A 13,472-nucleotide genomic window follows, 5' to 3' on the forward strand; every position below is an offset into this window, starting at 1 on the left:
AACTGCGCGTCCAGCGCCTCGCAGGCCGCGTCGAAGGCCTCGGCGAACACCGGGTACCGCTCGGCCAGCTCCCGGCCCATCCCGACCCGCTGCGACCCCTGGCCCGGGAACACCAGCACCGTCCGGGCCTGGCCACCCCCGGTCACGACACCGGCGGCGGACTCCCCGCGCGCCAGGGCGCTCAGCCCGGCCAGCGCCTCCTCCGGCGAACCCGCCAGCACCACCGCGCGCTCCGACAGCAGCGCCCGCTGCGCCAGCAGGGCGGCGGCGATCTCCGCCGTCCCCGCCCCGGACGTCTCGACGAAGGGCGCCAGCCGGTCGGCCTGCCCGGCCAGCGAGCCCGCGCTCTTCGCCGACAGCACCAGCGGGACCACACCCGTCGGCGCGACGGCGGGCCGCTCCACCGCGTTCTCCTCCGGCACCTGCTCCAGGATCAGGTGTGCGTTGGTCCCGCTCAGCCCGAACGAGGAGACGCCCACCCGCCGGGGGCGTCCGGTCTCCGGCCACTCCCGCGCCTCGGTCAGCAGTTCGACGGCGCCCGCCGTCCAGTCCACCTGCGAGGACGGCGCGTCCACGTGCAGGGTGGGCGGCAGCACGCCGTGCCGCAGCGCCTGGACCATCTTGATCACACCGGCCACGCCGGAAGCCGCCTGGGTGTGGCCGATGTTGGACTTCAGCGAGCCCAGCCAGAGCGGCCGCTCCGGGTCGCGGCCGCGCCCGTAGGTGGCCAGCAGCGCCTGCGCCTCGATCGGGTCCCCCAGCACGGTGCCCGTGCCGTGGCCCTCCACCGCGTCGATGTCGGCGGTGGACAGGCCCGCGTTGGCCAGCGCCTTGCGGATCACCCGCTGCTGCGAGGGACCGTTCGGCGCGGTCAGACCGTTGGACGCGCCGTCCTGGTTCACCGCGCTGCCGCGGACCACCGCGAGCACCCGGTGCCCCTTGCGCCGCGCCTCCGAGAGGCGCTCCAGCACCACCACGCCCGCGCCCTCGGCCCAGCCGGTGCCGTCCGCCGCGTCCGCGTAGGACTTGCACCGGCCGTCCGAGGCCAGACCGCGCTGGCGGGAGAACTGCACGAACGCGCCGGGGCCGGTCATCACGGCCGCGCCGCTGGCGAGGGCCAGCGAGCACTCACCGGTCCGCAGCGCCTGCGCGGCCAGGTGCATCGCCACCAGGGACGACGAGCAGGCCGTGTCCACGGTGACCGCGGGGCCCTCGAACCCGAACACGTAGGACACCCGGCCCGAGGCCACGCTGCTGCCGGCGCCGGTCGTGACGAAGCCCTCCAGCTCGGCGGGCACGTCGCTGCCCGAGCCGTAGCCCGCGCCCATCAGACCGGAGAAGACGCCGACGTCGGTGCCCTTGAGCGTGGCCGGGTCGATGCCCGCCCGCTCCAGCGCCTCCCACGAGGTCTCCAGCAGCAGGCGCTGCTGCGGGTCCATCGCCAGCGCCTCGCGCGGCGAGATCCCGAAGAAGCCCCCGTCGAACAGCGCCGCCTCGTGCAGGAAGCCGCCCTGGTCCACGTAGGAGGTCCCGGCCTTGTCCGGGTCCGCGTCGAAGAGGCCGTCCAGGTCCCAGCCGCGGTCGGACGGGAAGCCGGACATCGCGTCCCGGCCCTCGCTGACCAGCCGCCAGAGGTCCTCGGGGCTCGCCACACCGCCGGGCAGGCGGCAGGCCATGCCGACGATCGCGATCGGCTCGTCGGGGTCGGCGAGCACGACCGCCGGCGCCGCAGCGCCGGTCTCGGCGGCCACGTGGCCGAACTCCTCGTGCAGGTGCCGGGCGAGGGCGAGCGGGGTCGGGTGGTCGAAGACCACCGTCGCGGGCAGCTTCAGACCGGTCGCCTCGCGCAGCCGGTTGCGCAGCTCGACGGAGGTCAGCGAGTCGAAGCCGGAGTCGCGGAACGCCGTGTCGGTCTTCACGCCCTCCGGTCCCGCGTGCCCGAGCACGGTCGCCGCGTGGCCGCGGACCAGCTCCAGCAGCAGCGCCTCCTGCTCGGCCACCGTCAGCCCGGTCAGCCGGCCGGCCAGGCCGGCCGTACCGTCGGCCGCCGCCGACCGCGCGGTCTGCCGGCTCGCCCGGATCAGCCCGCGCAGCAGCGGCGGCACCTCGCGGCCCGCCGCCGCGTCGGCGCGCATGGACCGCAGGTCGAGCTTGATCGGGACGAGCAGCGCGTCGCCGGTGCGCAGCGCCGCGTCGAAGAGGTCCAGGCCTTCGTCCGAGGCCAGCGAACGGCTCCGGCTCCGGCCGGTCCGGGCCTCCTCGGCGGTGTCGAGGTGGGCGGTCATCGCGGTGGCCTGCTCCCAGAGGCCCCAGGCCAGGGACATCGCGGGCAGGCCGTCGGCGCGGCGCCGGTGGGCGACCGCGTCCAGATAGGCGTTGGCCGCCGCGTAGTTGCCCTGACCGGCCGAGCCGAAGACCCCGGCCGCCGACGAGAACAGCACGAACGAGCGCAACTCCGGCGCCAGTTCACGGGTCAGCTCGTCCAGGAGCCGCACCGCGGTCACCTTCGGGGCGAACACACGGGCCAGCCGCTCCGCCGTCAGCGCCCCGAACACCCCGTCGTCCAGCACACCCGCGGTGTGCACCACACCCGTCAGCGGATGCTCGGCCGGCACGGCGGACAGCAGCTCCGCCATCGCCGCCCGGTCGGCGACGTCACACGCGGTGACGGTCACCGTCGCGCCCAGCGCGGTCAGCTCGGCCGTCAACTCCGTTGCACCCTCGGCCCGCAGGCCGCTCCGGCTGACCAGCAGCAGATGCCGGACCCCGTGCCCGGTGACCAGGCGCCGGGCCAGCAGGCCGCCGAGGGTGCCGGTGCCGCCGGTGACCAGGACGGTTCCCTCGGGGTCGAACGCCGCGGCCTCGTCGGCCGGGGCCGCGGCCCGGGCGATCCGGGGCACGTACATCGTCGTCCCGCGGACCGCGACCTGCGGCTCGTTGGTGCCCAGCACGGCGGCGAGCACCGGTTCGACGTCCGTCCCGGGGGCGGCGTCGGTGTCGAGCAGCACGATCCGGTCCGGGTTCTCCGCCTGCGCGACCCGGATCAGACCCCAGACCGCGGCGCCCGCCGGGTCCGTCACCGCAGCCTCGCCACCGGCGGGCACCGCACCCCGGGTGACCACGACCAGCCGCGCCGCGTCCAGCCCCCGGGTGCTCAGCCAGGCCTGGACGACGTTCAGCACCCGGGCGGTCAGGCCGAGCACCGCGTGCTCGTCCGGGCCGTCCCCGACCGCGTCCAGGACGACCACGGGGGGCACGCCCGAGCCGTTGGTCAGCATGGCCACGTGGTCCGGCGAGGCCACCGGCACCCAGGCCGGCGGGAGTTCCAGGCCCGGAGCGGTACCGGTGGGCAGCTCCGTCCACTCCACCCGGAACAGCGCGTCGCGGCCTTCGTCGCCGCCCGCGCTGCCCAGCTGGTCGGCCGAGACGGCACGCGAGACCAGCGAACGGAGCGTCAGGACGGCTCCGCCGGTCTCGTCGGCGGCCTCCAGCGCGAGCGTCTGCGCGTCGGACCGCACCAGGCGCACCCGCAGCGCCGAGGCACCGGCCGCGTGCAGCCGCAGCCCGTTCCAGCCGAACGGCAGGTGCACCTCGGACTCGTCGCCCGCCCGGTTCGCGCCCGTCGGGTCCCCCAGCGCCACGTCCAGCATGACGGGGTGGAGGGCGGCGTCGAGCAGCGCGGGGTGGATGCCGAACCGGCCGGCGGCGTCCCGCTGGTCCTCGGGCAGGGCGACCTCGGCGAACAGCTCCTCGCCGCGTCGCCAGACCGCCCGCACGCCCTGGAACACCGGCCCGTAGCCGTAACCGGCTTGGGCCAGCAGCTCGTAGCCGCCGGTGACACCCAGCTGCTCCGCGTCGGCGGGCGGCCAGGCGGTGAAGTCGAACGCGGGACCGCCGGCGTCCGAGGTCGCCGTCAGGGTGCCGGTGGCGTGCCGGGTCCAGGCGTCCGCGCCGGTGTCCTCGGCCGCGTCCTCGCGGACCGAGTAGATGCCGACACTGCGGGCGCCCGCCCCGTCGGGGCCGCCGACGGTGACCTGGACCCGCACGTTGCCGTGCTCGGGCAGGACCAGTGGGGCCTCGATCACCAGCTCGTCCAGCGTGCCGCAGCCGACCTCGTCACCGGCCCGTACCGCCAGCTCGACCAGACCGGTGCCGGGCACCAGCACGGCGCCGCCGACGGCGTGGTCGGCCAGCCAGGGGTGGGTGTGCAGGGAGAGCCGGGAGGTGCAGAGCACGCCGCCCGTCTCGGGTACCTGGACCACCGCGCCGATCAGCGGGTGGTCGGCGGTGGCCTGGCCGAGCGAGGCCGCGTCGGTGGCCGGGGAGGTCCGCAGCCAGAAGTGCTGCCGGTCGAAGGCGTAGGTGGGCAGGTCCACCTGGGCGGTCTCGGCGCCGGCCGGCAGCACGCCCGTCCAGTCCACGGCCACGCCGCGGACGAAGAGTTCGGCCATCGAGGCGAACAGGCGGCGCAGGCCGCCCTCGTCCCGCCGCAGCGTCCCGGTGACCAGGGCCTCGGCCCCGGCCTCGTCCACGATCTCACTGACCGGCTGGACCAGCACCGGGTGCGCGCTCGACTCCACGAACACCGTGTGACCCTGGTCCAACAGCGTCGCGATCGCCGGGCCGAACCGGACCTGACCGCGCAGGTTGCGGTACCAGTACCCGCCGTCCAGCACGCCCGCCTCGTCGATCCACTCGCCCGTGACGGTGGAGAAGAACGGGACCAGCGGGGCCTGGCTGCGAATGTCCGCGAAGGCCTCGCCGAGGGTCTCCTCGATCGCCTCCACATGACGGGTGTGCGAGGCGTAGTCCACCGCCACCCGGCGCACCCGCACGCTGTCGGCTGCCAGCACCTCCAGCGCCTCGTCCAAGGCCTCGGCGTCACCCGCGACCACGACCGAGGCCGGGCCGTTGACGGCCGCGACCTCGACGCGGTCCGCCCAGCGCTCCAGGCGAGTCAGCGCCTCGCTCTCGGAGAGCGCCACCGACGCCATCCCCCCGCGACCGGCGAGGCTCCCGGCGATCACCTGGCTGCGCACCGCCACGATCCGCGCCGCGTCCTCCAACGACAGCGCACCCGCCACGCACGCCGCCGCGATCTCCCCCTGCGAGTGCCCGACCACCGCGTCCGGCACCACACCCACCGACGCCCAGACCGCCGCCAGACCGACCATCACCGCGAAACTCGCCGGCTGGAGCACGTCCACCCGGTCCAGCAGCTCGGCCGGCGCGTCCCCGCGCAGCACCTCCACCAGCGACCAGTCCACCCACGGGTCCAGCGCCGCCGCGCACGCCGCCACCCGCTCGGCGAACACCGGCGAGGCGTCCAGCAGTTCACGCCCCATCCCGGCCCACTGCGAACCCTGCCCCGGGAACACCAGCACCGTCCGGCCCGCACCGGACACACTGCCCGTCACCAACCCCGGCGCCGACTCCCCGCGCGCCAACGCGGCGAACCCCGCCAGCACCTCGGACCGCGAGCCCGCCACCAGCACCGCGCGCTCACCGAGCGCCGCCCGCCGGGTCGCCAGGACACCGGCCACCGCAGCCGGTGAGACCGGCGCGGATGCCTCGACGAAGGCCGCCAGCCGCTCGGCCTGCCCGGCCAGCGAGGCCGTCGAGGCCGCCGACACCACCAGCGGCACCACGGCGTCGGGCGCGGCCCCGACCTCGGCCGGCTCCTCCTCGGGCGCCTGCTCCAGGATCAGGTGCGCGTTGGTCCCGCTCAGCCCGAACGAGGAGACGCCCACCCGCCGGGGGCGGCCGGTCTCCGGCCACTCCCGCGCCTCGGTCAGCAGCTCCACCGCGCCGACCGACCAGTCCACCTGCGGCGTCGGGGCCTCGACGTGCAGGGTGGGCGGCAGCACGCCGTGCCGCAGCGCCTCCACCATCTTGATCACACCGGCCACCCCGGCCGCGGCCTGGGTGTGGCCGACGTTGGACTTGACCGAGCCGAGCCAGAGGGGTGCCTCCCCGTCCCCGCGCCCCTGCCCGTACGTGGCCAGCAGCGCCTGCGCCTCGATCGGGTCGCCCAGTGAGGTCCCCGTCCCGTGCGCCTCCACCGCGTCGACGTCCGAGGCGGCCAGGCCCGCGTTGGCCAGCGCCTTGCGGATCACCCGCTGCTGCGAAGGACCGTTGGGCGCGGTCAGACCGTTCGACGCGCCGTCCTGGTTGATCGCGCTGCCGCGCAGCACCGCCAGGATCCGGTGTCCGTTGCGCCGGGCCTCGGAGAGCCGCTCCAGCACCACGACGCCCGCACCCTCGCCCCAGCCGGTGCCGTCGGCGGTCGAGGAGAACGCCTTGCACCGCCCGTCGGGGGCGAGTGCCTTCTGTCGCGAGAACTCCACGAAGGTGTGCGGCGTCGCCATGATCGTCGCGCCACCGGCCAGCGCCAGCGAGCACTCGCCGGACCGCAGCGCCTGCGCGGCCAGGTGCATCGCCACCAGCGAGGAGGAGCACGCCGTGTCCACCGTCACCGCCGGGCCCTCGAAGCCGAACACGTAGGACACCCGGCCCGAGGCCACGCTCATCGCGGAGCCGGTGGCGGTGAAGCCGCTCAGCTCCGGCGGGATGACGCCGCCGATCCCGTAGCCCTGGGTCATCACGCCGGAGAACACCCCGACGTCCCGGCCCTTCAGCGCGGCCGGGTCGACCCCGGCCCGCTCCAGCGCCTCCCAGGACATCTCCAGCAGCAGCCGCTGCTGCGGGTCCATCGCCAGCGCCTCCCGCGGCGAGATCCCGAAGAAGCCCGCGTCGAAGAGCCCCGCGTCGTGCAGGAAGCCGCCCTGGTCGACGTAGGAGGTGCCGATGTTCTCCTGGTCGTCGTCGAAGAGGCCGCCCACGTCCCAGCCGCGGTCCTCGGGGAAGCCGGACACCGCGTCCCGGCCCTCGGAGACCAGCCGCCAGAGGTCCTCCGGGGTGACCACGCCACCGGGCAGCCGGCAGGCCATGCCGACGATGGCGATCGGCTCGTCGAGGTCGGCCGCGACCACCGTCGGGACGGCGGCAGCGGCGGCGGTGTCGCCGAGCTCCTCGCGCAGGAAGCGGGCGAGCGCGACCGGCGTGGGGTAGTCGTAGACGACGGTCGTGGGCAGGTTGAGCCCGGTCGACTCGCGGAGCCGGTTGCGCAGTTGGACGGAGGTTAGCGAGTCGAAGCCGGCGTCCTTGAACGCCTTCTCCGCCTTGACGTTCGCCGCGCCGGCGTGTCCGAGCACGGTCGCGACATGGGTGCGGACCAGGTCCAGCAGCAGCGTCTCCTGCTCCGCCACCGCCAGCCCGGCGAGCCGGTCGGCCAGCCCGGAGGCGGTCCGGACGGCCCGCCGGCCGACCGGCACCAGGCTGCGCAGCAGGGGCAGGACGCCGCGGCCGGACGCGGCCTCGGCCCGGACGGCGCGCAGGTCGAGCTTGATCGGCACGGTCAGGGCCCGGCCGCCGCGCAGGCCCGCGTCGAAGAGGTCCAGGCCCTCGGCCGGGGCGATCGCCAGGAACCCGCCCCGGTTCACCCGGGTCTGGTCGGCCTCGGTGAGGTGGGCGGCCATGCCGCCGGCCTGCTCCCAGAGGCCCCAGGCGAGCGACGCGGCGGGCAGGCCGTCGGCGCGGCGCCGGTGGGCGACCGCGTCCAGATAGGCGTTGGCCGCCGCGTAGTTGCCCTGACCGGCCGAGCCGAAGACCCCGGCCGCCGACGAGAACAGCACGAACGAGCGCAGCTCCGGCGCCAGTTCACGGGTCAGCTCGTCCAGGTGCCGCACCGCGGTCACCTTCGGGGCGAACACACGGGCCAGCCGCTCCGCCGTCAGCGCCCCGAACACCCCGTCGTCCAGCACACCCGCGGTGTGCACCACACCCGTCAAAGGATGCTCGGCCGGGACGCCGGAGAGCAGTGCGGCCACCGACTCCCGGTCGGCCACGTCACACGCGGTGACGGTCACCGTCGCGCCGAGATCCTCCAGCTCCGCCGCCAACTCCGTTGCAGCCTCGGCCCGCAGGCCGCTCCGGCTGACCAGCAGCAGATGCCGGACCCCGTGCCCGGTGACCAGGTGCCGGGCCAGCAGCGCGCCCAGCGAGCCGGTGCCGCCGGTGACCAGGACGGTGCCCTCGGGGTCGAACGCGGCAGGCCCGTCGGTCGCGGCGCCGTCGGTGGCGCGGACCAGGCGCGGCGCGGACAGCGCCGCCCCCCGGACGGCGACCTGCGGCTCACCGGTGGCCAGCACGGCGGCGAGGACGGCACCGAGGTCGGTGTCGGCCTCGGTACCGGCCTCGGTGTCGGCCTCGGTGTCGGCCTCGGTGTCGGCCTCGGTGTCGGTGTCGGTGTCGGTGTCCAGCAGCACGATCCGGTCCGGGTTCTCCGCCTGCGCGACCCGGATCAGGCCCCAGACCGCGGCACCCGCCGGGTCCGTCACCCCGGCGTCGCCACCGGCGGGCACCGCACCCCGGGTGCGCACCACCAGTCGGGAGCCTTCGAGGCCGGACGCGGCCAGCCAGGACTGCGCGACCGCCAGCACCCGGCCGGTCAGACCGAGCACCGCGTGCTCGTCCGTACCGTCCCCGACCGCGTCCAGGACCACCACGGACGGCACGGGCGCACCGTCCGCCGGTGCGGCGAGCGCGGCCACCTCGGCCGCACCGGACAGCACCGTCCACCGCACGGCGGCCGGAGCGGCGGCCGGGGGCAGCTCGGTCCACTCCACCCGGAACAGCGCGTCGCCGCCGGTCGCGCCCGCCGAGGCGGCCAACTGCTCGACGGCGGCGGGGCGGAGCGTCACGGAGTCGGCCGCCAGCACGGCGGCACCGGTCTCGTCGGCGGCCTCGAAGGCCAGCGTGCCGGCGCCGAGCCGGGCCAGGCGCACCCGCAGGGCCGCGGCGCCCGTGGCGTGCAGCACCAGCCCGCTCCAGCGCAGCGGCTGCCACAGCCGGTCGGCGTCGGCCGCCACGGTGTCCCGCAGGCCCGGGTGCAGGGCCGCGTCGAGCAGCGCGGGGTGGATGCCGAAGCGGTCGGCCTCGTCGTGCTGGTCCTCCGGCAGGGCGACCTCGGCGAACAGTTCTTCGCCGCGCCGCCAGAGCGCCCGCAGGCCCTGGAACGCCGGGCCGTAGGCGTAGCCCTGGGCGACCAGGTCGGGGTAGAGGTCACCGAGGTCGACCGGCTGCGCGCCGGCCGGGGGCCAGGCGGTGAAGTCGAACTCCGGGCCGTCGGCGTCCTTCGTCGCCGTCAGGGTGCCGGTGGCGTGCCGGGTCCACGCGTCCGTGGCGTCCTCGCGGGCGGAGTACACCTCCACCGTGCGGGCGCCGTGCGCGTCGGGGCCGCCGACGGCGACCTGGACGCGGACCCCGCCGTGCTCGGGCAGGAGGATCGGCGCCTCGACGACCAGGTCGTCGAGGGTGCCGCAGCCGACCTCGTCACCGGCCCGGACGGCCAGCTCCACCAGCGCCGTGGCGGGGACCAGCACGACCCCGCCGACGGCGTGGTCGGCGAGCCAGTCATGGGTGCGCAGGGAGAGCCGGGAGGTGAACACCAGGCCGTCGGACTGCGGCAGTTGGACGACGGCGCCGAGCAGCGGGTGACCGGCGCCGGTCAGGCCCAGGGCCGCCGCGTCGGTCACCGAAGCCAGCATCCGGAGCCAGTAGTGCTCGTGGTCGAAGGCATAGGTGGGCAGCTCCACCCGGGCGGCGCCGGCTCCGGCGGGGAGGGTCTTCACCCAGTCCACCTCGACGCCCCGGACGAAGAGTTCGGCTACCGCGGCCAGCAGGGTGGGCGCCTCAGGGCGGCCGTCGCGCAGCGCGGCCACCGACACGGCACGGCCGTCGACCGTCTCGTCCACCACACCGCTCAGTGCCGCGCCGGGGCCGAGTTCGACGAACACCGCGCCACCGGGTGCGGCCGCCGTGGCGACTCCATCGGCGAACCGGACCGGGCGGCGGACATGGTCCACCCAGTAGGCGGGATCGGCCAGTTGGCCCAGGTCGGCGACGCGGCCGGTGACGTTGGAGACGAGGGGGAACCGGGGCTCGTCCCAGGTGACGCCGGTGAGCACGGCGGCGAACTCCGCCAGCATCGGCTCCATCAGCGCCGAGTGGAAGGCGTGCGAGACGGTCAGCTGCTTGACCTTGCGGCCCTGCTCCCGCAGTTGCTCCGCGGCCTTCAGCACGGCCGCCTCCTCACCGGAGAGCACCACCGACGACGGACCGTTCACCGCCGCCAGATCAACGCCCGCACCGAGGAGTTCGGCCACCTCGGCCTCGGTGGCTGCCACCGCGACCATCGCACCGCCCGAGGGCAGCGCCTGCATCAGCCGACCGCGTGCGGCGACCACCGCCGCCGCGTCCCCGAGCGAGAGCACCCCGGCCACGTGCGCGGCCGTGATCTCCCCGATCGAGTGGCCCATGACGGCGTCCGGCCGGACGCCCCAGGACTCGACCAGCCGGAACAACGCCGTCTCCACCGCGAACAACCCGGCCTGGGTGTACACGGTCTGGTCCAGCGATCCGGCCGTGCCCAGCACCACGTCCTTGACCGGGTGCTCGGTCCACCCCGCCAACCGCGCGTCCAACGCCTCGCAGGCCGCGTCGAAGGCCTCGGCGAACACCGGGTACCGCTCCGCCAGCTCACGGCCCATCCCGATCCGCTGCGACCCCTGCCCCGGGAACACCAGCACCGTCCGGGCCGGGACCGAACCGCTGCCCGTCACCAGCGCGGCGGCGGACTCCCCGCGCGCCAGCGCGTCCAGCCCCGCCAGCGCCTGCTCCGAGGAGCCCGCCAGCACCACCGCGCGCTCCGACAGCAGCGCCCGCTGCGACACCAGCGCGGCGGCGACGTCCGGGAGTTCCCGCTCCGACGCACCGACGAAGGCGGTCAGCCGCTCGGCCTGACCGGCCAGCGACCCGGCGCTCTTCGCCGAGAGCACCAGCGGCACGGCCCCGGCCCCCGGCGCGGCCTCACCCGCGAGGGGCTCCACCTCGTCCTCGGGGGCCTGCTCCAGGATCAGGTGCGCGTTGGTGCCGCTGACACCGAAGGAGGAGACCCCGGCCCGGCGCAGCCGGTCCACCTCCGGCCAGGGCCGGCTGCGGTCGAGCAGCTCGACCGCGCCGACCGACCAGTCCACCTGGGAGGACGGCGCGTCGACGTGCAGGGTGGCGGGCAGCACGCCGTGCCGCAGCGCCTGCACCATCTTGATCACGCCCGAGACACCCGCCGCCGCCTGGGCGTGGCCGATGTTGGACTTCAGCGAGCCCAGCCAGAGCGGCCGCCCCGGCTCGCGCTCCTGGCCGTAGGTGGCCAGCAGCGCCTGCGCCTCGATCGGGTCCCCCAGCACCGTGCCGGTGCCGTGCCCCTCCACCACGTCCACGTCGGCCGGGGTGAGCCCGGCCGCCGCCAGCGCCTTGCGGATCACCCGCTGCTGGGAGAGGCCGTTGGGCGCGGTCAGCCCGTTGGACGCGCCGTCCTGGTTCACCGCCGACCCGCGCAGCACCGCGAGCACCCGGTGCCCCTTGCGGCGGGCCTCGGAGAACCGCTCCAGCACGACCACGCCCGCGCCCTCGGCCCAGCCCGTACCGTCCGCCGCGTCCGCGTAGGACTTGCACCGGCCGTCCGAGGCCAGACCGCGCTGGCGGGAGAACTCCACGAAGGTGTGCGGTGTCGCCATCACGGTCGCGCCGCCGGCGAGTGCCATCGAGCACTCGCCGCGGCGCAGCGCCTGCGCGGCCAGGTGGATCGCCACCAGGGACGAGGAGCAGGCGGTGTCCACGGTGACCGCCGGGCCCTCGAACCCGAACACGTAGGAGATCCGGCCCGAGGCCACGCTGCCCGCCGCGCCCGTCCCGGCGAAGCCCTCCAGCTCCGGCGGCACGTTGCCGCCGAAGAAGTAGTCGACGCCCATGATCCCGTTGAACACCCCGACGTCCGCGCCCTTGAGCGAGGTCGGGTCGACGCCGGCGCGCTCCAGCGCCTCCCAGGAGGTCTCCAGCAGCAGGCGCTGCTGCGGGTCCATGGCGAGCGCCTCGCGCGGCGAGATCCCGAAGAACTCGGCGTCGAACTTCCCGGCGTCGCGCAGGAACCCGCCCTGCGCGACGTAGGAGGTGCCGGCCTTGTCCGGGTCGTCGTCGAACAGCGCGTCCAGGTCCCAGCCGCGGTCGTCCGGGAACGCCGACACGCCGTCCCGGCCCTCACTGACCAGCTGCCACAGGCTCTCGGGGCCGGTCACGCCGCCGGGCAGGCGGCAGGCCATGCCCACGATCGCGACCGGCTCGTCCGCGTTCCGCTGGACCTGCTTGCGCAGGTCGTGCAGTTCGGCCGTGACACGCTTGAGGTACTTGAGGATCTTCTCGTCCGTGGCCATCGTCAATTCCTCACCGGGGTTTGGGCAGACCGTGAAGGCGTGGTGCTCAAGAGATGCCGAGCTCGTCGTTGATGAAGTCGAGGACCTCATCGGCGGAGGCGGACTCCAACTGCTCGGCGACCGTGGACTCCTCCGTCTGCTCGACCCCGTTGAACCTCGCCACCAACCCCTGGAGGCGGAGCACGATGCCGGCCTTCTTGGACTCGTCGGACACCAGTCCGGCGATCAGCGACTCGATGTCCTCGATCTTGGCGTTCACCATCGACAGCGCGTCGTCGGTGGTGCCGAGCTCGCCGTGCAGGTACCGGGCCAGGGCGAGCGGCGCGGGGTAGTCGAAGACCACCGTCGCGGCCAGCTTCAGACCGGTCGCCTCGCGCAGCCGGTTCCGCAGTTCGACCGAGGTCAGCGAGTCGAAGCCGGCGTCCTTGAACGCCGTCTCCGGGCCGACCTGGTCGGGCCCGGCGTGACCGAGCACGGTCGCCACCTGGCCGCGGACCAGGTCCAGCAGCAGGGCCTCCTGCGCCGCCGGGGCCAGGCCGGCGAGCCGGCGGGTCAGACCGCCGCTGTCACCGGCCGCCGTCCGGGCCAACTGCCGCCCGGAGCGCACCAGTCCCCGCAGCAGCGGCTGGGTGGTGCGGCCGGCGGCCGCGTCGGCCCGCAGCGACCGCAGGTCCAGCTTGATCGGCACGACCAGCGCCGTGTCGGTCCGCAGCGCCGCGTCGAACAGCCGCATGCCCTCGGCCGGGCCGATCGGCAGGACCCCGCCGCGGCTCATCCGGGCCTGGTCGGCGGCGCCCAGGTGGGCGGTCATGCCGCTGATCTGCTCCCAGAGGCCCCAGGCGAGGGACGTACCGGGCAGGCCCGCCGCCCGGCGCCGGTGCGCCAGGGCGTCGAGGTGGGCGTTGGCCGCCGCGTAGTTGCCCTGGCCGGCCGAGCCGAACAGCCCGGAGGCGGAGGAGAACACCGCGAAGGTCGTCAGGTCGAGGTCACGGGTGAGCTCGTCCAGGTGGCTCACGGCGGTCACCTTCGGGGCGAACACGCGGGCCAGCCGCTCGGGCGTCAGCGCGCCGATCACGCCGTCGTCCAGCACACCGGCGGTGTGCACGACGCCGGTCAGCGGGTGCTCGGCCGGGACGGCGGCCA

At 75.5% G+C, this 13,472-nt stretch carries 2 protein-coding genes; both read right to left on the minus strand.

The window, feature by feature from the left end:
• Window positions 1-12,329 (minus strand): SDR family NAD(P)-dependent oxidoreductase (locus ABZ495_RS35900; RefSeq protein WP_359840145.1); only part of this gene is annotated, 12,329 nt, incomplete at its 3' end.
• A 46-nt stretch (window positions 12,330-12,375) separates the two neighbouring features.
• The coding region (locus tag ABZ495_RS35905) for a beta-ketoacyl reductase (RefSeq protein WP_359840147.1) at window positions 12,376-13,472 on the minus strand (1,097 nt) is incomplete at its 5' end.

The organism is Kitasatospora sp. NPDC005748 (assembly GCF_040630735.1).
In the GTDB taxonomy this organism is placed as follows: Bacteria; Actinomycetota; Actinomycetes; order Streptomycetales; family Streptomycetaceae; genus Kitasatospora.